16 protein-coding genes are annotated in these 19,766 nt (G+C 69.3%); 7 read left to right on the top strand and 9 right to left on the bottom strand.

Translation table 11 applies throughout. From position 1 onward, the window contains the following. Nucleotides 1-56: 56 nt before the first annotated feature. Together SLV14N_RS34880 and SLV14N_RS34875 are read right to left on the bottom strand one after the other, a co-directional pair. A complete protein-coding gene (locus SLV14N_RS34880; protein ID WP_263272515.1) occupies nucleotides 57-1,619 on the bottom strand; it encodes a transcriptional regulator in 1,563 nt (520 codons plus the stop codon). Between the two features lie 508 nt (nucleotides 1,620-2,127). Next, nucleotides 2,128-2,559, bottom strand: a complete 432-nt coding sequence (locus SLV14N_RS34875) for a hypothetical protein (RefSeq protein WP_263272514.1) — start codon at nucleotides 2,557-2,559, stop codon at nucleotides 2,128-2,130. 939 nt (nucleotides 2,560-3,498) lie between these two features. Here SLV14N_RS34875 and SLV14N_RS34870 point away from each other — a divergent pair. Both SLV14N_RS34870 and SLV14N_RS34865 read left to right on the top strand, forming a co-directional pair. Beyond that, on the top strand, nucleotides 3,499-3,960 hold the full coding sequence (locus SLV14N_RS34870; protein ID WP_263272513.1) for a tyrosinase cofactor: 462 nt from the start codon (nucleotides 3,499-3,501) through the stop codon (nucleotides 3,958-3,960). A 40-nt stretch (nucleotides 3,961-4,000) separates the two neighbouring features. Beyond that, the gene (locus tag SLV14N_RS34865; RefSeq protein WP_208686551.1) at nucleotides 4,001-4,819 is read left to right on the top strand and encodes a tyrosinase family protein; all 819 of its coding nucleotides are present in this window, start codon (nucleotides 4,001-4,003) and stop codon (nucleotides 4,817-4,819) included. 156 nt (nucleotides 4,820-4,975) lie between these two features. On the opposite strand, the gene SLV14N_RS34860 is transcribed toward SLV14N_RS34865, so the two are convergent. The 5 genes from SLV14N_RS34860 to SLV14N_RS34840 form a co-directional block, all read right to left on the bottom strand. Further along, nucleotides 4,976-5,629 carry a response regulator transcription factor gene (locus SLV14N_RS34860; RefSeq protein ID WP_263272512.1) on the bottom strand — a complete coding sequence of 218 codons (654 nt, stop codon included), beginning with the start codon at nucleotides 5,627-5,629 and terminating at the stop codon, nucleotides 4,976-4,978. Nucleotides 5,630-5,726: 97 nt separating this feature from the next. Beyond that, a complete protein-coding gene (locus SLV14N_RS34855) occupies nucleotides 5,727-7,463 on the bottom strand; it encodes a sensor histidine kinase (protein ID WP_263273379.1) in 1,737 nt (578 codons plus the stop codon). Nucleotides 7,464-7,769: 306 nt separating this feature from the next. Further along, entirely contained in the window at nucleotides 7,770-8,348 is a 579-nt protein-coding gene (locus SLV14N_RS34850) for a TetR/AcrR family transcriptional regulator (protein ID WP_259670602.1), read from the bottom strand. 168 nt (nucleotides 8,349-8,516) lie between these two features. Continuing rightward, nucleotides 8,517-9,911, bottom strand: coding sequence for an amidase (locus tag SLV14N_RS34845; RefSeq protein ID WP_263272511.1), 1,395 nt, complete (start codon nucleotides 9,909-9,911; stop codon nucleotides 8,517-8,519). Beyond that, complete coding sequence (locus tag SLV14N_RS34840) at nucleotides 9,898-10,104, bottom strand: hypothetical protein (protein WP_208686547.1); 207 nt, start codon at nucleotides 10,102-10,104, stop codon at nucleotides 9,898-9,900. The genes SLV14N_RS34845 and SLV14N_RS34840 overlap by 14 nt, the downstream gene beginning before the upstream one ends. 345 nt (nucleotides 10,105-10,449) lie before the next feature. Here SLV14N_RS34840 and SLV14N_RS34835 point away from each other — a divergent pair, with 345 nt between their 5' ends. Both SLV14N_RS34835 and SLV14N_RS34830 read left to right on the top strand, forming a co-directional pair. Continuing rightward, entirely contained in the window at nucleotides 10,450-11,388 is a 939-nt protein-coding gene (locus SLV14N_RS34835) for an MBL fold metallo-hydrolase (RefSeq protein ID WP_263272510.1), read from the top strand. A 378-nt stretch (nucleotides 11,389-11,766) separates the two neighbouring features. Further along, complete coding sequence (locus SLV14N_RS34830; protein WP_208686543.1) at nucleotides 11,767-12,525, top strand: SDR family NAD(P)-dependent oxidoreductase; 759 nt, start codon at nucleotides 11,767-11,769, stop codon at nucleotides 12,523-12,525. Between the two features lie 72 nt (nucleotides 12,526-12,597). On the opposite strand, the gene SLV14N_RS34825 is transcribed toward SLV14N_RS34830, so the two are convergent. Further along, nucleotides 12,598-13,095 carry a hypothetical protein gene (locus tag SLV14N_RS34825; protein ID WP_208686541.1) on the bottom strand — a complete coding sequence of 166 codons (498 nt, stop codon included), beginning with the start codon at nucleotides 13,093-13,095 and terminating at the stop codon, nucleotides 12,598-12,600. Nucleotides 13,096-13,518: 423 nt separating this feature from the next. On the opposite strand from SLV14N_RS34825, the gene SLV14N_RS34820 reads away from it, so the two are divergent. After that, nucleotides 13,519-15,072, top strand: coding sequence for an AbgT family transporter (locus SLV14N_RS34820; RefSeq protein WP_208686539.1), 1,554 nt, complete (start codon nucleotides 13,519-13,521; stop codon nucleotides 15,070-15,072). Nucleotides 15,073-15,112: 40 nt separating this feature from the next. Beyond that, entirely contained in the window at nucleotides 15,113-16,573 is a 1,461-nt protein-coding gene (locus SLV14N_RS34815) for an amidase family protein (protein WP_208686537.1), read from the top strand. Here SLV14N_RS34815 and SLV14N_RS34810 read toward each other — a convergent pair. After that, a complete protein-coding gene (locus tag SLV14N_RS34810) occupies nucleotides 16,563-17,615 on the bottom strand; it encodes an Lrp/AsnC family transcriptional regulator (protein ID WP_208686535.1) in 1,053 nt (350 codons plus the stop codon). The two genes, SLV14N_RS34815 and SLV14N_RS34810, sit on opposite strands and share 11 nt — an antisense overlap. A 455-nt stretch (nucleotides 17,616-18,070) precedes the next feature. Here SLV14N_RS34810 and SLV14N_RS34805 point away from each other — a divergent pair, with 455 nt between their 5' ends. Further along, nucleotides 18,071-19,696: an NAD(P)/FAD-dependent oxidoreductase gene (locus tag SLV14N_RS34805; RefSeq protein WP_259670601.1), complete on the top strand. Its 1,626-nt coding sequence runs from the start codon at nucleotides 18,071-18,073 to the stop codon at nucleotides 19,694-19,696. Nucleotides 19,697-19,766: the final 70 nt, after the last annotated feature.

The raw sequence follows: 19,766 nt of genomic DNA, 5'->3' as shown, positions 1-19,766 counted from the left end.
CCACTGAGCCGGGAGCCCGCCCGCACCCTGATGGCCGGGGCGGGCGGGCTCCCGGCTCAGTGCAGATTCCAGCGCTTCTTTTCCGGCCAGTAGGCATACTTCTTACGGCCATCGATCGCGCTCGTACGGAACGGCTTTCCCCCGTCGTTCACGCGCACCGTGCCCTGCTGGCCGCCGCTGCTCCAGCCGACTTCCAGGTACCAGCTGACGTCATGCCCCTCGGTGTGCACGTTGAGGTTCAGGACCTGCGGATCCCTGGTGGAGACCTTGAAGGGGAAGTTCTTCGCGGGCACCACGACGTCGCCGTCCTGTCCGGCCACGGGCTTCGCCAGCGGCTGGGAGTCGTCCAGGTCGATGTCGAAGGTCTGCGGGGTGACACCACTGCCGCAGCCGTCACCCAACGCGTAGACAGGCCAGGACAGCGCGGCACGCTTGCCCACCACCCGGACGTTCAGGGAGGTCAGCACCACGGCGTCGTCCGTATTGCCCGTTGCAGTGAGCTGCAGCAGCATGTGGCCGCCGCCGATACCGCCCAGCGCCCGGGCCCAGTCACGGGTGTCCTGCGGTGCGGTCGGCGGTGGCGGGACATGGCCCGGGGTCTGCTGGAGGAGATAGTTGACGCCACAGGGCTCATCCCAGTTGTACGAGCTGATGCCGACCTGCGGAGCCGATCCGCCCCGGTCGTCATCCGGAGCCCGGCTCGCGCGGGAGCCGTCGGACCGTACCGAGCCGGGCGTGCTGGGCCGCGCCTTCTTGTCAGGGGCCGGATGCCGGTCCTCTGAGCTGCGGCCCGGTGAAGGACTCTCCGGCCGCCGCGTGGAAGCACCCCCGGCAGCCGGCGTCCGGCCGTCGCCCTGCGCGCTCTTCCTCGGGGAATCGACCGTCATGGGCTCTTCAACGGCTAACGCCGCCGGTACGGCGACGGCTGCCACCGCACTGACCGCGAGGGCAATACGGAAGAGGGCGCGCCGCCCCGGGCCGCGCCTGGCCGCCGCCATCGGCTCGGCGACCACTTCCCGCTCGTCCTCGGTGGGCGATTCGTCGGCTGAGGCCGGTGTGGCGGGTGAGTCCGGTGCGGCCGATGAGCCCGGCGCGTGCGGGGCGGGTGGTGAGTGCGGCGGATGCGGTGCGGGTGACGAGTCGGGGGCGTCGTGCGGCTCGGCGGCGGAGGTGTCTGCCGCAGGGGCGGCAGGTACGGCCGTATCGACGGAGGTGTCTGCCGCAGGCACCGAAGCCCCGGCCGTATCCGCGGACACATCTGCCTCATGAGTCGACGAGGTGGCCGGCTCGTCATTCGACGAGGTGGCCGGCTCATCCGTCGACGAGGCCGCTGGGGCAGTCGAGTTGGCTGTGGCGGACATCGCCCGGCTTCGTCTTCGGGCCTCGTCGGCGAGGATCCAGCGCCGGTGCAGTTCCACCAGTTCGTCCGCTGTCGCCCCACACCGCCTGGCGAGGCGGTCGGCGGGCGCGAAGTCCTTCGGCACGGCATCACCGTTGCAGTACCGGTGCAGCGTGGACACACTCATGTGCAACTGCCCGGCGAGGACGCCATAGCTGCGACCGGAGCGCTCCTTCAACAGACGCAGCAGCCCCGCAAACCCCTCTGTCTCTGTCCCCACCCTGCTCCCCTGTTCGTTCCGCCGCTCCGGGACAGCGTTCCAGGGAGTCATCATTTCCCCAGTTCAGCGCCCATTTCGGCGTTCTTCCGACTCTCATTGTCCCGGATCCGTCGGCCACCGAACGCACGCCACGCAGGCTGTGAGCAGCACCACGAAAAACACAAGACGCCCTGCGAACTTGGGGACTTGGGGACTGGGGGACTGGGGAACTACGGCGCGTCCGGGTTCCGGGACCTGCGTGACAGGCTTGACCGCCTCCTGAGTTGAGACGGGGTCCACACCGCCAGGCCGATCACCACGTTCGTGAACTCGACAGAGTCGATGGAGGCCAGCGGAAAGTGCCCAGGTCATGCCGAGACAGTCCGCAGCCGCGCTCCGCGCTTCGACCGACCCCTGACGCGCCGCGTCACCGCGGCTCCGCTCCCGACATGCAGTGGGGCAGCAGGCTCAGGATCTGCTCTCCCGCCGATGGCGCCCCATCGCGCCCCCTTCGCGCCCGTATCGACTCTCAGTGGCCGGAGGGTGGTTCGAAGCAACCGGTTTCCATGAACGGGCCGTTGGTCTTGACCTCGTAGTTGGTCTTCTGGACGAACGCCGTGACGCAGGCGTCCTTGTGGACGCGGAGGCCGACCTGGGCGCCCTCGGGCGTGACGTAGTGGTCGGCCTCGTAGCGCGGGTCCATCGCCCGTACGGTGAGGTTCCCGCCGCGCCGCTCGCCCTTCGGCCCGGTCCGTTCCTCCTCGTACCCGAGCTGGAGCAGTGCCGCACGCACGCTCTTGGGGTCCCACTTCTTCTGCCCCCAGAGCCGCTTGAGCACGGGCTCGATGCGGTTGGCTTCCTTCCGTGCGTCCTTCGCGCCGGCCGGGGACATCTCGCCGGAACGGCGGTAGGCGTTGTTGTCGCCGTTGTGTGGGGCGCCGTCGACCGCTCCGGGTTCCACGTAAGGGGAAGCACCGGGTGAACTGGGGCTGGAACTCGGGGATGTGCTCGGGGCACCGGCCGCCGCGCGAGTGCCGCGCTGCTCGCCGCAGGCGGTCAGAGATATGACGGCGCCAAGGAGGAGAGCGGCCACTGCGACGTGTCTGCGCCGCCCAAGCGTCAAGGTGAGCATGGGCATGACTCTGCCATGACGGGGACGGCTGCACCGGCGAACGCTCCCATGACCTTTCAGCGCTGCCTCTTTGCGCGGCAGGCGCGTGGACATCGAGCCCCACAGAGCATGTATGATCTTGATGTAACTCCGGCGCAACACACGGAGTCACGCGTCTGTGGTCCAAGGAAAGACGCCCGCCAGCCGGCGGGAAATGCAGGTGCAAGGCCTGCCGGGCGCTCCACACACAAGGGCCCCTGTCTCGTATGAGGCAGGGGCCCTTGCCTCTTGCCCTTTCCTCCTTCACGACGGCACTTCCATGGGTCCCCGGCCCCTTGGGCGCAGTGGTGGGGATCGTTCCGAGGCCGGCCGGGCTCAACATCCGAGATTCCAAACGTTGGTTTGCTGACACGTTGTGTAGCAGCAGCGGTGCCTCAAACCCCTTCCGCCCGAAGCCCCCTGCATTCGCGCCGAGTTCCGGCCGTGCGGGGGCTCATGGTTTCGATGGTCCAGGTTAAGGATCTGCGGTGAAGGACGGCCGGCATCGCGGAATATCCGGTTCCGCGGTGCGCCGGGGCGGGGCATGAGCACGATCCGCGCCGTTGAATCCTGCACCTCCGCCCCGGTGTTGTCTCGTTCCTTGTCCCACTCGCCGGTGCAACTTGATGATCCGGTCGTCCCTGCCAGCATGTGGCGGCGCGGGCCGATGGTCGGCGCGCCGGCTCGACGAACCGAATCCTCTGCGGTCCCGACCCGGAGGAGGAGCCGAGACGAACAGAGGAGTGGAACATGTCGCGTCCCACCCGCCGCCAGGTGCTGCACGGCAGCGCCGCGGCCCTGACCGGAGCGGTGCTCGCCGCACCGGCCGCCTTCCCCGACAGCGCTGCCGCCCGCCCCACGGACGGCCACGGAACCCCAGCCGGGCACGGGCCCTCCGGTGGTCACCAGATGCCGGAGCCCTTCGACGAGATGTACCAGGGCCGGCACATCGAGGGCTGGCCGGCTGACGACCGAGGCTCGCAGAACGGTGGCCGAGGAGGGCATCACGCCAATCGGGCCGCCGGGCCCCACGAGGGGATGGACTTCGTCGTCCGCATCGACAACGACGACCTCCATGTGATGCGGAACGCGGACGGCACCTGGATAAGCCTGGTGAACCACTACGAGACGTTCACCACGCCACGCGCCTTGGCGCGCGCCGGCGTTCGCGAACTCCAGGGCGCCGACCTGGTCCCCGTCGTCACCGGCTGAGGCCTGCCCCTGCCCGTCCCCCCACCGAGGAGTCCTCGACATGGCAGACCGGAAGAACCAGGCGGACCTCACCGCCACCGAGAAGCGGAACTTCATCGATGCGGTGCTGGAGCTCAAGCGCAGCGGCCGCTACGACGAGTTCATCAGCACCCACAACGCTTTCATCATCGGAGACACCGACAACGGAGAGCGGACCGGCCACCGGTCACCGTCATTCCTTCCCTGGCACCGCAGGTTCCTGCTGCAGTTCGAAGAGGCCCTGCAGAGCATCACGCCGTCGATCATGCTCCCCTACTGGGACTGGACCGCCGATCGCACCCCCCGCAGCTCCCTGTGGGCCGACGACTTCCTCGGCGGTGACGGGCGGAGCGGCGACGGCCGGGTGACCTCGGGGGCGTTCGCCTTCGGCAACGGCAAGTGGCCGATGAACATACGGGTGGACGGCCGGACGTTCCTGCGCCGCTCGCTCGGCACCGGGGTCCGCGAACTGCCGACCCGAGCCGAGGTCGACCGGGTACTCGCCATGCCGGTCTACGACACCGCGCCCTGGAACAGCTCCTCCGACGGCTTCCGCAACAACATCGAGGGCTGGCGCGGTCCGAATCTGCACAATCGGGTGCACGTCTGGGTCGGCGGGCAGATGACCACCGGCTCCTCGCCCAACGACCCGGTCTTCTGGCTGCACCACTGCTTCATCGACAAGCTCTGGGCCGACTGGCAGCGGCTGCATCCCAAGTCGGGGTATCTGCCGACCGGCAACACACCCGACGTCGTCGACCTCCACGACACGATGAAGCCATGGAACGACGTCACCCCGGCGGACCTGTTGGACCACACCAAGTTCTACAGCTATGCATGACAGGTCCCTGACATGCACCTCCAGGTCCCTGACATGCATACCAGGTCCCCGGCATCTGCCGTGAAAGGTGCCTGATGGCGGCACCGTCCAGGGCCGGGGAGCGGTCATCCTGCTGAGCGCTCCCCGGCCCTGCGGCGGGCGGTATCGCCGTTTGGCTCAGGTGCCCAGGCCGGCGTCGCGTGCCAGGAGTGCGGCCTGTACCCGGTTTTCGCAGCCCAGCTTGGCCAGGATCCGGCTCACATACGACTTGACCGTGGCCTCGCTCATATGGATCCGCTGGCCGGCGTCCGCATTGGAGAGGCCCTCGCCCAGCAACGCCAGAACCTCCAGCTCACGGTCGCTCAAGGTCTCCAGCCGACGGCGGGCCTGCTCGGAACGGAGCACGCTCCGGCCGGACGCCAGCGAGTCCACGACATGGCGGGTGGCGCCCGGCGACAAATACGCGTCCCCGGCCGCGGCGGCCCGTACCGCACGCATCAGCTCCGCGGGCGCCGAGTCCTTGAGCAGAAAGCCCGCGCTGCCCTCCGCCAGGGCTCGCAGCACGTTCTGCTGCTCCCCGAAGGTGGTGAGGATCAGCACTCGCGCATCGGGGACGGCACGGCGGAGTTCGGCCAGGGCCGTGAGCCCGTCCATGACCGGCATCTGGATGTCGAGCAGCACGACATCCACGCGCTGGGCCCGGGCCAGTTCGACCGCTTCGCGGCCGTTCGCCGCCTCCGCGACGACGTCGATGTCGTCGGCCGAGGTGAGAATCATCCTGATGCCCGCCCGAATGAGCGGCTCGTCATCCGTGACGAGAACCTTGATCACGCGTCTCCTGCACCCTCTTGAACGGTCATAGCTGCGGCCGTTCGCCATCATCCCCGATCAGGCCGCCCGCCGGGACAGCACGGCGAGCGTTCCGCCCTTACCTCTTGACCTCGAAGGACTTCTTCTCGATCAACTTGCCGTCCTTGAAGCAGAACCGGAAGACCGGGTCCCTCTCCCAACTACTGCCGAACTCCGTGGAGTTGAGGCTGAGGCACTTCGCCCCCTCGGGCACGGGCGGGGCGCCGTTGTCCAGGCCTTCGTCCAGGAACGAGGAGCCGTCGGGCAACCGCTTGCGCACCTCGGCCTCGGACTGGCCCACCTGCACCGCCGCGTACTCCTTCGGCTCGATCATTACCTTGTCCATTTCACTCACGAGGAAGATCCCACCGACGACGACGCCGATCACCACCAGCAGGGCGATCAGTGCCGCCACCCCGCAGCCGATGGCTATGCCGCTGCTTCTCTTGTCCGTGCTCATTGCCTTGGTCAGCTCCTTCGGCAGACCGTTCCAGTCGATGACCGGATCACCTTCGCCGGGCGAACCCGCCGAAATCTGCTGCCGAAAGTCGCCTGTGGGATCAACGAACGTCGCCGTCGCCCTGCTGGGCGAGGGGCGTGTGGCACCGGCCTCCGACGAGGTGTACGGCAGCACCCCCGCCAGCCGGAAGCCACCGTCGGCCGTCGGGCCCACATGCACCATGCCTCCGACGAGCCGGGCCCGCTCCCCGAGCCCGGTCAGCCCCTGGCCGCCGCTCACCACGCTCCGGCCGTCGTCCGCGGTCCCGGGCGCGGCACCGTTCGCGACCTCCACGACCAACGAGTCCGGTTCATAGCGCAGTTCGATGGTGATCGAGGCGCCCGGGGCGTGCTTGTGGGCGTTGGTCAGGCCCTCCTGAGCTATTCGGTACGCCGCGTGATCGGCGGTCGGGGCGAGCGGGCGCACCTCGCCCGAGCGCCGCAGCTCCACGGCCGTACCCGCGCTCCGGGACACCTCCACCAAGCGCTCGATGCCTGCCACCCCTCGCGCGGACGCCTTGGCGTCCTCCTCCCCCATGGCCTCAAGAGCAGGGGTGGGGGCGCCCCCGGTGGCCGCCGAGGGAGTGGCCCCGTCCCCGGGACCGTGGGTGCCGTCCCGCAGCAGCCCCACCACCTCGCGCAACTCGTGCATCGCGCCCACCGAGGCCTCCCGCAGCACCCCTACGGCCTCCCGCTGTCGCCCGGTCAGCTCGCGGTCCACCTCCAGCGCTCCGGTGTGCACCGAGATGAGCGCGAGCTGATGGCCGAGGCTGTCGTGCATGTCCTGCGCGATGCGCTGGCGCTCGCGCATCCGGGCCTGTCCAGCGATCATCGCGCGCTCGCGCAGCAGTTGGGCGTTGTACTCCCGCAGGGTGTCCAGCAGGGTGCGGCGCTGCGACCAGTAACGGCCGGCGAGGCCGGGCACGACGATCGCGACCAGCGTCGCCAGGACGCCGACGAACAGAATCCCCGGCGAGATACGGGGCAACTCCTGCTGGAGTTCCAGGCCGAAGCTGAGGGCATACGCAAGGGCGAAGGTGCCGGTCGCCCTGCCGACCCCGGTGATCCGGCGCCCGGCCGACCAGCCGACGACGGGGGTCAGCGGGGCGAGACCGGCGAACGCGGCCGAACTCACGACGGTCACCAGAAGTACGGTCCCGGGCAGCACCCGGCGCAGCTGCAACAGCAGCCCGGCAGCCAGAGCGACGGCCACGGTCTGTACCGCGCCCCCGCCGCGCAGGGTCTCGATCCCCGCCGCCAGCGTCCCCAGCACCACGCTCAGCAGCAGTTCGCCCGCGATGCGCCCGGGCGGCCACATCCCGGGATCGAAGAGAGTCCTGCCCGGATCGGCCAGCCGCCGGAACGCCCCACGCAGCCTCGCCGCCGGCGCCTGGCGAGCGCGCCTCACCCGCTCCATACCTTCCACACCTGTCACGCAGCCACGTTAAGCAACCCCTCCTGCCGGCGACACCACCTTTCGTCGCGATGTACCGCAACCAAAGTCGCACGCTCTTGTGCTGGGGAGGGTTCGTGACGTGCCGGCAGGGCAGGCCCGCTCGCTGAGCCAGGGCGGCACGGATCGCCGCCGGTATGGCAGTGGCGACGACGCCGGCGTCTCACTCCGTCAGTCGGGCGAGACGGGTGAGGTAAGGACAGCGCGTACGAGGTGATCCGCGTACGAAACGGTCAGTTGGCCCGGCCGGAACAGGATGCGGTACATCATCGGGGCCACGACGTGGTCCACGACTGCTTCGACGTCGACGTCGGGAACGGTCTCACCGCGCCCCCTCGCCCGGGCGAGGATGACTTCGATCTGGTCCGCGGCGTAGGCCGAGCACTGGCCGGCATTACTGCCGTCAGGGTCGCCGAGGAGCGCGTCGCGAATGTAGGCGCGTCCCGACGGTGACGCCATCTCGTCGAGGAACTGCCTGGCCCAGGACTCCAGATCCGTGTGGAGGCTTCCGTGGTCGGCGGGTGGCTCCTCGGGGCGCAGGCGTTCGACCGCCACGTCGGACAGGAGCTCGTGGAGGTCGCCCCAGCGACGGTAGATCGTCGACGGGGTGACGCCCGCGCGGGCCGCGACCGCCGGTACGGTCAGTGACGCGCGGCCCTGTTCGGCTTCGAGTTCGCGCACCGCGGCGTGCACCGCCTCCTGGACGCGGGCGCTGCGCCCACCGGGGCGAGCCATGGCCTTGGGACTCATGACACCACCTTAAAGCAAAATCGTTGCGTCAGGGGGTGGGGGCCCTCCCTCACGCCCCTTCTCGGCAGTAGCAGCCCTCGCCCACAGAGAGCCCAGCCTCCGACGAGGGCACAGGCGCACTTGCCGCCGAACCGGCTGCCGCACACAAGCACGCCCTGCGTCCGCCCCTCAGGCCGTCACCGCCGCCACCTCAGCCGGCTCACCCCGGACCGATTCGTAGGCATGCCCGGCCCGCAGCACAAGGGCTTCCCCCATGGGCGGCCCCATCAGCTGCATGCCGATGGGCAGCCCCGCGTGATCGCGGCCGACCGGCAGGGTCAGCGCCGGGACCCCGGTGATGTTCGCGGGCGCGGACAGACGGACATAGGCGTCGGAGACACTCTCCGTCGTACCGTCCGGCCATGCCACGGTGTCCTGGCCGGCCTCGGCGGCTGTCATCGGCACCGTGGGCGCAGCGATCACATCGACCTGTTCGAACAGGCGCCCCCACTCCCGGCGCATGAGGGTACGGGCCCGCTGGGCCCGCAGATAGTCACCGGCCGAAAGGAGCTCGCCGGCCTCCAGCAGCACCCGGACGTCCGGCCCATACCGCTCCGGGGCCGACCGTAGTGCTCGTTCGTGGTAGGCCGTCGCCTCCGGGACCATCAGGCCCCATTGGAGCGCCTGGATGTAGCGGGCCATCGGGATCTCGACCTCGACGAGGTCGGCCCCGAGGTCCGACATCTGGGCGATGGCGCCTCGTACGGCGGTTTCGACCTCGGGACCGACCCGGTCGAAGTAGTAGTTGGCGGGCACTCCGATCCGCAGGCCCTTCAAGTCCCTTTCCCGAGGGAGGGGGTGCTCGGGCCGCGCCGCGCCGAGGCCGGCCGGATACTCGTCGTGCCCCGCCAGCGCGGAGAGCACCAGCGCCGCGTCCCGCACCGTACGGGTGAGCGGACCGACATGATCCAGGGACCAGGACAGCGAGGTCACACCGTCCCGGGAGATGAGGCCGTAGGTCGGCTTGAGCCCGACGACTCCGTTCAGCGCCGCGGGTACGCGGATGGAACCTCCGGTGTCCGTACCCAGGGCGAAGGTGGCCGCTCCCGCGGCCACGGCGACCGCGGAACCACCGCTCGACCCACCCGCTACGCGGCCCGGGTCCCAGGCGTTGCGCGTCTGGGGTGTCGTCAGCCCGTAAGCGAATTCGTGCGTGTGCGTCTTCCCCAGGAGCACCGCGCCGGCATCGAACAGGCTCCTGGTCACCGCGCTGTCGGCCTGCGCGACATGCCCTTCCCTCACCCGGGAACTCGCCGTGGTCGGCAGGCCGGCGACATCGATGAGGTCCTTCAGCCCGAACGGTATGCCGTGCAGCGGGCCGCGGTACCGGCCGGTCGCGATCTCGCGCTCCGCCAACGCGGCCGACCTCCGCGCCACTTCGCCCGTCACGGCCACGTACGCCCCGAGCCGTTCTTCGACAGCGTCGATGCGTTCGAGCACGGAACCGGTCAGCTCCACCGGCGACAGCTCCCCGTTCGCCACGGCGTCGGCCGCCTCGGCGAGGGTCAGTTCAAAGGGACGCATCGTCGGCCTCCTCTTCAACGATGTGAGTGGCGGGGGGTGTCTCCCCGAAGTCCAGGTCACGCAAGGTGCTCACCACGGCGTGGATGTGGTTCGCGGCGGCGGCCACGTCGGCGTGACGCTCGCTCTCCAACGGGAGCCCGGCGCGGAGCGCCCATCGGGCGGCCTCCGCTGGGGTGAGTTCGACGGCGCTCATGGATGCCTTTCGTGTGCGTGCAGGGTGAGTTACGGAGCGGCGGTCCGGCGACCACCTCGTCAAAAGCAAAAGATTTGCCTTAGTCGACGGTAGAGGCTAGCGTCATCTAAAGCAAATAAATAGCGTTTACGGTGGAGCGGCCGAACCCACTGGGACCCCGTGAGGCCCCGTCAACGCTCACCGCCGACTCCTGCGTCTCCCCAGCAACAAGAGCCCGCCGCCCGTGCCCGTCCTGAACCCCACGACCACACCGCCACCTGCCCCTCCGGAGCCGGGCACCACCGGCCCTCACCGCCCCGCCCCCGACCCACATCCCAAGTACGAGCGAACGAACGGAAACGCCGCATGCCCAGCCACTCGACACCCTCATCCAGCAGCACGTCTCCGGCCTGGGACCTGGGGGACGTCAGCGTCCACCGCATCGACGAGGTGGCCCTGCCCCCGCAGACCGGCCCCTGGCTGCTGCCGGCAGCCACCCCTGACGTGGTGGCCCAAGCGCCCTGGCTGCGGCCCGACTTCGCCGACGACGCCGGCACCCTGCGGCTGAGCAGCCACAGCTTCGCGTTCTCGGTCGACGGCCTGCGCGTCCTCGTCGATACCGGTATCGGCAACGGCAAAACCCGCGCCAACCCCGCCTGGAACAACCTCGACAGCGATTACCTCGCGCGCCTCGACGCCGCCGGCTTCCCGCCCCGGACCATCGACCTCGTGATCCTCACGCACCTCCACACCGACCATGTCGGGTGGAACACGTATGCCGACGGCGACACATGGAAACCCACCTTCCCCAACGCCCGTTATCTGACGGCCCGAACGGAGTGGAACCACTGGGCGACGGCAGACATGGACGAAGCCCGGCGGCAGATGTTCCGGGACTCCGTCCACCCCATCAAGGACGCCGGCCTTCTCGACCTCGTCGACATCCCGGAAGCGGGCACCGAGATCGCGCCAGGCATCCGCCTGATCCCCACCCCCGGACACACCCCCGGCCACCTCGCCGTCGAACTGCACGGCCGCACGGCCACCGCCCTGATCACCGGCGACTGTATCCATCACCCCGTACAACTGCTCCACCCCGACATCGGCAGCTGCGTGGACAGCGACCCCCACCAAGCGGCCGCCACCCGACACCACCTCCTCGCCTCCCTGGCCGACACCGGCACCCTGATGCTCGGCACCCACTTCCCCTCCCCCACGGGCGGCCTGGTGCAATCCCACGGCGACTCCTACCGACTCGCCCCTCGCCCCGCGGCCCCGGCGCACCACTCCCCCACACCCCACTGACATGACACGGGCCTGGCGCTGGCGGGGCAGGATTGCGGCGCATTGGGGTGGCGTGAGATCGGGGCCGCCGTCGTCGGGGTGATCGAGAAGCGGCGTCAGCGTGGTGGAGACGCCACTCCAGGGGTGTCGTACCTCAGCGGCAAAAAGGGGATCGGTGCCCTGCCCCGGTGTGTGGCACCCAGGCAGGGCGCGTCCTGGTCAGCGGTTTCCGGGGCGTCCAGGCTTGGTGGCGAAAGGGACGGGCAGCGGGCGGGAGGAGGGCGTCGTGCCGCGGGCAGGTGAGTGCGGCGTTGACGCTTGCTGTCGTCTGGTCTGACACGCCGAGCGCGGGCGGTACTGCCCCAGCGCACCACGGCCGAGAGAGGGGACGACACCACGATGACCGGGCAACGGCTGGACGGCAAGGTCGCGTTGATCACCGGGGCGACGGGAGGAATCGGCGCGGCGACGGCCAGACTGTTCGCCCGGGAAGGCGCGCGGCTGGTTGTTACCGATGTCCGGCAGGAGCGGCTTGCGGCGCTCACGGAGGAGTTGGAGGAGACCGGGGCGGAAGTCGTCTCCGCTTGTCTGGATGTATCGTCCGCCCAGCAATGGGATGGCGTGATCACCACCGTCCGTGAGCGGTTCGGCGCTCTGGACGTTCTCGTCAATGTCGCGGGCATCCTGGACTGGCCGGGTATCGAGGACACCCGGGAAGACATGTGGGACCGCGTCATCGACGTGAACCAGAAGGGCACCTGGCTCGGGATGAAGGCTGCGTTGCCCCTGCTGCGCGCCGGCGGCAACGCCTCGGTGATCAATACCTCGTCCGTCCTGGGGCTCGTGGGTAGCGGAGCAGCCGCGGCCTACCAGGCGTCCAAGGGCGCGGTGCGTCTGCTCAGCAAGACCGCGGCAGTCGAGTACGCCCGTCAGGGAGTACGGGTCAACTCCGTCCACCCCGGTGTCATCGCCACGCCGATGATCCAGGAGCTCCTGGAGGAGCAGGGCGACCAGCAGCCGGACATCGTGCGTACCCCGATGCGCCGCGCGGGCCGCCCCGATGAGATCGCCTCGGCCATGCTGTTTCTCGCCGGCGACGAGTCCTCGTTCGTCACCGGTACCGAGCTGGTGGTCGACGGTGGTCTCACCGCCCACTGATCCACACGGCCCGTCCGCGACCGGGGAACGGTTCGGCGCGGACGGTGCCCGCGCCGAGCCGTCTAGGGGACGTCAGTCGAGATCCTCCGAATAGTCGGTCGTGGAGCAGCCCTCGATTTCGCCGTCGTCCGCGGTCTTGCCGGGGGGAGCCTTGAAGTCCGGGGTGCAGTTGAGGAACAGCAGCCCGGCCTTGAGGAGTTGATGCCGCTGGTCGTCGCTGCTCGGGTCGACGACGAAGTCGTCGCCGATCATGAGCTCGTCCTGTTCGTCGTCGTCCCCCTTGACGGCGGTCTGGAACGCCTCCATGTCCTCGATGGTGAGGAAGTCGACGTCACCGTCGTCGCCCGCCGGGTCCTTGCACTCGCCACCGCCGTTGATGCCCGTCATCCCCATGGCTTCCACCCGCTGGACCTCGGGGGGTGAGGCGATGTCGATGCTCTCGCAGTGGAGCGTCGACTTGAGGAAGTCCCCCGCTTCCTGGGGTGAACCCGCGGAGGGCAGGCCGCAAGCCGAGACCGACGCCAAGGCGACAACGGTTCCTGCGGTGGCAAGTATTCGGGCGAAACGCATGACGTTCCTTTTCAGATGTGGCTTTGAACCGGGCGCGCGCCGACCGGATACGGCGGGCGTGCCTCGGCTTCGAGGGTGAAGAGAGCCATCTGCTCTCTCCCCCGCTCCCCCGCCGTGAGCAATTGACGGGGACATGTTAAGCGGAGCGGCGCGTCAGAGGGGCACGTCGGAGCAGCACGTCAGAGGGGCGCGGTCACTTGGTGTGCCGGCCGCCGAGGGGGGCGCCGAGCCGTCGGCTGCAACTGTCCGGAGGTGCCGCAGTTCCCCGGTCGTGGTCGCAGCGCCATGACAGCGATGGCCGTTTTTCTGCGGATTCAAGGCTTGGATGGACATTCCCCTGCACCTCTCCGGAGATTTGCGCCGCCCCCTCGATAGTGGCGCACGCACACCGCCGACACGCTCCGGGACGAGAGGCAGACAGCAATGAAGGCACTGGAACGGAACCCGCTTCCGCTGGAGGGATTGCTGGGACGGGTCGAGCGATTGGTCAACCGGCTGCCCAATCCGTTCGTGCTCTTCGCCGGCATCTTCGGGCTGGTCGCCGTGGTGTCCACGGTGGTTGCCGCCTTCGACGTGACGGTGCAGGTGCCGGGGGAGAAGAAGCCGACGCCCGTGCTCGGTGCGCTGACGCCGGAGGGGCTCAGTCATCTTCTTGGCACGGCCATAGATTCGTTCATGGCCTTTCCCGCGCTCGGCCCGGTGCTTGTCATCGCGATGGGCATAGGCGTCGCGCAGGGTACCGGCGCCCTGGAATGTCTGATGCGGTTCGCGTTCCTGCGGGTGTCGCGGCGCTGGGTTCCCTACCTCGTCGCCTTCGTCGCCTGCCAGGGGCACGTACTGGCCGACTCCGCCTACATCCTGCTGCCGTCGCTCGCCGCGATCGTCTTCAAGGCGGTGGGACGGCACCCGGTGGCGGGCCTGCTCGGTGCCTTTGTGTGCGTGGGGAGCGGCTACGACGGAGGGATTCTGCTCGGCACTCTCGATGTGACCACGACCGGTATCACGCAGAGCGCGGCGCAGCTGCTGCCGGGCATCGAGGGCTATCACGTCCATATCGCCATGAACTGGTTCTTCACCGCGACGGCCGGACTGATCCTTCCGCTGGTCGGCGGCTTCCTCATCGACCGGGTCCTCGAACCGCGGCTGGCGGCCTGGAACCCGAAGCACGATCCGGCGCATTCCGGTTCGGAGGGGCCGGCCGCCGAGACGCTGGCGACCCCGGCGCAGCGCCGGGCGCTGCTGATCAGCGGCGGGGTGACGCTGGCGGTCGCCGCCGCGCTCGTCACCGCCTGGCTGCTGCCGGGCAGCCCGCTGCGCGGGGAGGACGGGGTGCTGGCTCCCTCCCCCTTCGTCGACAGCCTCGCCCTCGTGCTGTCCGGGCTGTTCTTCGTCTTCGGCGTCGTCTACGCCCGCTGTGGCGGGGTCGGCAAGGAAGCACGTGCCGTCTATCCGCACCTCATCGGCGCGGTCCGGGACATGTCCGGGTTCGTCGTGCTCGTCTTCGCGATCGCGCAGACCATCAATCTGCTGACGTGGAGCAACTTGGGCAAGCTCTTCGCCATCGGTCTCGCGGACGGTGCGAAGTCCGCCGGGCTGGGGGGCTTCGGGATTCTGCTCGCGGTCGTCCTGGTGACCTCGCTGCTGAATCTGCTGATCACCTCGGGCTCCGCGCTGTGGTCGATCCTGGGCACCGTCATGGTGCCGGCCGGGATGCTGCTGGGCCTGTCTCCCGCCGCCATGCACGCGGCCTTCCGGATCGGCGACTCCGTGACCGGGGCGATCACGCCGATGCAGGTCTTCCTGTATTTCGCGCTGGTCTCGGCGCAGAAGTACCAGCCCGAGCTGAGACTCGGCACGGTCATCTCCCGGCTGGTGCCGTTCGCCCTGTCCTTCGCGACGGTCTGGACCGTCATCCTCACCGGCTTCTACTTCCTCGACCTGCCGCTGGGCCCCGGCGCCCCCATCCATCTGCCGTAAGCACATCCCCCATCGACCAAGGCAAGGACTGCTGATCTTTGTGACCGAGAACGACCTCCTGTGGCTGCCGGCCCGGGAACTGGTGGAGCTCCAGCGGCGCCGTGAGGTGTCGGCGCGCGAGATCCTCGACGCCCACCTCGCCCAGATCGACGCGGTGAACCCGAAGGTCAACGCGATCATCACGCTCGCCGAGGACCACGCCCGTGCGCTGGCCGCCCGCGCCGACGCCGCCGTCACACGAGGAGAGCTGCTGGGTCCGTTGCACGGCCTCCCGGTCGCGCACAAGGACCTCGCCCCGACCAAGGGCATCCGGACGACCTACGGTTCGAAGCTCTACGCCGGCCATGTGCCGGACCATGACGCGCTGGTCGTCGAGCAGTTGGTGAACGCGGGTGCCGTGACGGTCGGCAAGACCAATGTGCCCGAGTTCGGTGCGGGCATCCAGAGCACAAACGAGCTGTTCGGCCCCACCCGCAACCCGTACGACCTGAACCTGACGGCCGGCGGCAGCAGCGGCGGTGCGGCGGCCGCCGTCGCGACGGGCATGGTGGCCCTGGCCGACGGCGGTGACACCGGCGGTTCACTGCGCAACCCGGCGACCTTCTGCAATGTCGTGGGGCTGCGGCCGTCGGTGGGCTCGGTTCCGATGTGGCCGGCCAACGATCCGTTCGCACCGCTGAGCATCCAGGGCCCTGTCGGCCGTACCGTCGACGATGTCGCGCTGCAGATGTCGGTGCTGACCCGGGCCGATCCGCGGTCCCCCTGGGGCCTCGGTGACACGTCCCGGTTCAACGCCGGTCTGGAGTACGACTTCTCGGACGTACCGGTGGCGTGGAGTGCGGACCTCGGCGGCCAACTCGCTGTCGACGACGCCGTGCGCACCGCGATGCAGCCGGTGCACGAGGCCCTGGCCGGAATCTCCCGCAAGGTCGCCGTCGCGGCCCCGGACATGACCGGGGCCGACGAGGCGTTCCGCACGCTGCGCGGCTGGTACCGGGCGCTCAACTACGGTGACCGGTACGCCGCGAACCCCGAGGCCTTCGGCATCAGGGTCCGCCAGGACATCGAGAACGGGCTGGCGACGACCTCGGCGGGTCTGATGCGCGCACACAAGCTCCGCGGGCTGCTCTTCCAGCGGTTCGCGGAGTTCACCCGCGAGTACCGCTATCTGGTGACGGTCACGACCCAGGTGGTGCCGTGGAGCGCGGATCAGCTGTGGCCGGAGCGCATCGGAGGCACCAGGAGCGAGAACTATCTCGACTGCATGCGTTCCATGTACTGGTTCACCGTGCTCGGCGTACCCGCCCTGTCGGTGCCGGCGGGCTTCACCGCGGACGGGCTGCCGGTAGGGGTGCAGATCGTCGGGCGCAGCGGCGACGACCTCGGCGTCCTGCGGCTGGCCCGGCAGATCGAGCGGGCGCTCGGTGCGGGCCTGCGGCGGCCGGCCGTCGCGGTTCCCGTGGTCGGCGGCCGTACGGGCACCACCCGCCTCACCGGCTGAGGCCGCTGGGACGCCAGATGTCGAGGGGGACGACGCCACGGCTTCGTCCCCACGCATCCAGCAGATGACCGCACAGCTTGTCCTGGCGCAGCACCACGGAACGGTCCGCGATGTCCGCGTACGGGAGCGCCTGGCGCAGTTGCACGGCCCAGTCGTGGAGCGCGTCCACCGAGTGCAGGGTGACCGTGACCAGCAGGTTGTTCGCGCCGGAGAGCGCCGCGCAGCTGCGGGTCTCCGGGAAGGCGCCGAGCGTACGGCCGGCCTCCTCCAGCCGCTCGTCCGGGACGTTGAGCCACAGCACGGCGCCGGTCGGCCAGCCCGCGAGGGGCTGCGCGACATCGCAGCGCAGGAGCAGGTCGCGGTTGCCCAGCAGCCGGTTCAGCCGGCGCTGCACGGTCCGGGGGGTGACACCCAGTTCCGTGGCGATATCGGTGTAGCGGATCCGGCCGTCGTTGCTCAGCGCGACGATCAGTTCGCGCTCCCAGGTGCTGTACGCCGTGGCCTCGGCACTCTGCGGTTCCGGACGGGTGCGGAGCAGGGCCCGCTCCTGGCGCTGGTTCAGCACGCCCAGGCGCCACTGCGATCCCGTACGGAAGTTGCGTGTCACCAGGTGGGAACGGACGCGGACGACGCCCTCCTGCCGGGGCAGGCTCGTGAGGAGGTAGTCGGACATCGAGGCGAAGTCCGGGGTGAAGGCGATCGCGAACAGGTCGTAGGTGCCGGCGACATGCTGGATGGTGAGCAGGTGGGGCTGACGGGACAGCTCGGCCGACACCTGGGCGGCACTGCCCGGTTCGCAGTGGATCTCGACGAAGGCCCGGCAGGTCCGGTAGAGGAGTCCGGGGCCCAGCGCGGGGGTGACCCAGGCCAGGCCCTTGCTGCTGAGGCGCTCCCAGCGGCGGGCCAAGGTCACCGCGTCCTGTCCGAGGACCTTTCCCAGCTCGCTCCAGGTCGCGCGGGGCGCGGCCTGGAGGGCGTTGGCCAGCAGCAGGTCGCCCTCGTCCAGCTGCTCCGGACGCGGCACCTCGGTTTCGCTGCTCACCGTTCGAGTCTATAGAGGAGGCACTTCCCTCTCCAGGCTGCCGCCCCGTGTGAGCGGCCCTCATTCCGCCGGGAAGGAAGGCGGCCCGCCCGCGGCGATACGGCGCGACCGGTGGAAAGGAATTCCCGTACGCAGAGTTGCCGGCCGGGCGGGACTGAAAGGGCGCAAAATACGCCGCGAACTCGTGGGCCAGATACCCCTGTATCTCCTTCAGGGGGTGTGCCGGAGTCTGCGGGTCCGGTTTTGTGAAGCCGGGGTCGGTAGGGGTTGCCGCGCATTGTGCGCGGAAAATAGGTTCCCACCGGGGAATACCGGTGACCGACGAGGAACTTCGTACGGCGCGTGCCGCCACTCCAATCTGCGGGAACGCCGACCCGAGTGGTACCGGGATCCGCTCCGACCGCGACCGATCGAGAGGTTTCCTCATGACCTTGGCCAGTTCGGAACGAGTGACCATGTTCGTACCGGATTTCCCGTTCGCCTATGACGACTGGCTACGACATCCGGCCGGGCTCGGCACCGTGCCCCGGCACCGGCACGGCACTCCGGTGGCGGTGATCGGCGGCGGGATGTCCGGGATGACCGCGGCCTATGAGCTGATGCGGCTCGGGCTGCGGCCGGTGGTGTACGAGGCCGAGCAGCTGGGCGGGCGGATGCGTTCGGTGCCGTTCCCGGAGCATCCCGAGTTGCTGGCCGAGATGGGCGCGATGCGTTTCCCGGTGTCGGCGACCACGTTGTTCCACTACATCGACGAACTCGGCCTGCGTACCTCCCCGTTCCCCAACCCGCTGGCGCCCTCCACCCCAGCCACCATGGTGCATCTGGAAGGACGCGCGCACCGGGCGCGGTCGGCGGCCGATCTGCCCTCGGAGTTCCAGGAAGTCGCGGATGCCTGGGCCAAGGCGCTGCAGGACCGCGCCGAACTCTCCAGCATGCAGGACGCGATCCGCCGCCGCGATATCCCCGTGTTGAAGGCGATATGGAATCAGCTGGTCAAGGAGTACGACGACCAGTCCTTCTACGGATTCCTCGCCACCAGTCCGGCATTCGCCTCCTTCCGGCACCGGGAGATCTTCGGCCAGGTCGGTTTCGGCACCGGCGGATGGGACACCGACTTCCCGAATTCCATCATCGAGATCCTCCGTGTCGTCTGCACCGCGGCGGACGACGACCAGATGACGATCGAAGGCGGCGCCCAGCAATTGCCCCGTGGGCTGTGGACGCACCGGCCCGACCGGCTCGCGCACTGGCCGGCCGGCACCTCGCTGGCCGGTCTGCACGGGGGGTCCCCGCGGCCCGCGGCCGTGCGCATCGGACGCGATGCCGAGGGCTACGAGGTGACGGACGCCGACGGCCGCCGGGACCGGTATCCGGCCGTGGTGTTCAGCCCGCACGTCTGGGCCCTGCTCAATCATGTGGACAGCGATCCGGACCTGCTGCCGACCGGCCTGTGGAGCGCCGTCGAACGCACCCACTACATGGGTTCCTCAAAGGTGTTCGTGCTGACCGACCGGCCCTTCTGGCTGGACACCGATCCGCACACCGGCCAGATGGCGATGGGTATGACCCTCACGGACCGGATGCCGCGCAGTGTCTACCTGTTCGACTCCGGACCGGACCGGCCGGGCGTGATGTGCCTGTCCTACACCTGGAACGACGACTCGCTGAAGTTCGCCACCCTGTCGGCGGAGGAGCGGCTGGAGCTTCTGCTGGCCAAGCTGGGCGAGATCTACCCCGGGGTGGACATCCGTTCGCACCTCATCAGCGCACCGCTGACGATCACCTGGGAGACCGAGCCGCGGTTCATGGGTGCCTTCAAGGCGAATCTGCCCGGTCACTACCGCTACCAGCGGCGGCTGTTCAGCCACTTCATGCAGCACGAGCTCGATCCGCGGCATCGTGGCTTCTTCCTGTGCGGCGACGACATCTCCTGGACCGGTGGGTTCGCCGAGGGTGCCGTGACCACCGCGCTGAACGCGGTCTGGGGTGTGGTCGACCACCTCGGCGGCAGCACAGCTCCGGAGAACCCCGGACCCGGCGATGTCTTCCACGAGATTGCGCCGGTCCGGCTTCCGGAGTGAGCGTGGGCCGGCTCCGGGCCGCATGAGGGGGGCCTGCACCGCCTGGTGCAGGCCCCCCTCATGCCGCCCT

Origin of the sequence: Streptomyces sp. Je 1-4 4N24, from assembly GCF_026239515.1 — a bacterium.
GTDB lineage: Bacteria > Actinomycetota > Actinomycetes > Streptomycetales > Streptomycetaceae > Streptomyces > Streptomyces nigrescens.
This window is presented reverse-complemented; position numbering and strand designations above follow the sequence as displayed.

What these genes read in the sequence shown, in the direction of transcription:
- SLV14N_RS34840 (WP_208686547.1), bottom strand. Translation starts at nt 10,104, where the DNA reads ATGAGCGCCGTCGAACTCACCCCAGCGGAGGCCGCCCGATGGGCGCTC.
- SLV14N_RS34850 (WP_259670602.1), bottom strand. Translation starts at nt 8,348, where the DNA reads ATGAGTCCCAAGGCCATGGCTCGCCCCGGTGGGCGCAGCGCCCGCGTC.
- SLV14N_RS34805 (WP_259670601.1), top strand. Translation starts at nt 18,071, where the DNA reads ATGTTCGTACCGGATTTCCCGTTCGCCTATGACGACTGGCTACGACAT.
- SLV14N_RS34845 (WP_263272511.1), bottom strand. Translation starts at nt 9,911, where the DNA reads ATGCGTCCCTTTGAACTGACCCTCGCCGAGGCGGCCGACGCCGTGGCG.
- SLV14N_RS34865 (WP_208686551.1), top strand. Translation starts at nt 4,001, where the DNA reads ATGGCAGACCGGAAGAACCAGGCGGACCTCACCGCCACCGAGAAGCGG.
- SLV14N_RS34870 (WP_263272513.1), top strand. Translation starts at nt 3,499, where the DNA reads ATGTCGCGTCCCACCCGCCGCCAGGTGCTGCACGGCAGCGCCGCGGCC.
- SLV14N_RS34835 (WP_263272510.1), top strand. Translation starts at nt 10,450, where the DNA reads ATGCCCAGCCACTCGACACCCTCATCCAGCAGCACGTCTCCGGCCTGG.
- SLV14N_RS34855 (WP_263273379.1), bottom strand. Translation starts at nt 7,463, where the DNA reads ATGTGGCCGCCCGGGCGCATCGCGGGCGAACTGCTGCTGAGCGTGGTG.
- SLV14N_RS34820 (WP_208686539.1), top strand. Translation starts at nt 13,519, where the DNA reads ATGAAGGCACTGGAACGGAACCCGCTTCCGCTGGAGGGATTGCTGGGA.
- SLV14N_RS34830 (WP_208686543.1), top strand. Translation starts at nt 11,767, where the DNA reads ATGACCGGGCAACGGCTGGACGGCAAGGTCGCGTTGATCACCGGGGCG.
- SLV14N_RS34825 (WP_208686541.1), bottom strand. Translation starts at nt 13,095, where the DNA reads ATGCGTTTCGCCCGAATACTTGCCACCGCAGGAACCGTTGTCGCCTTG.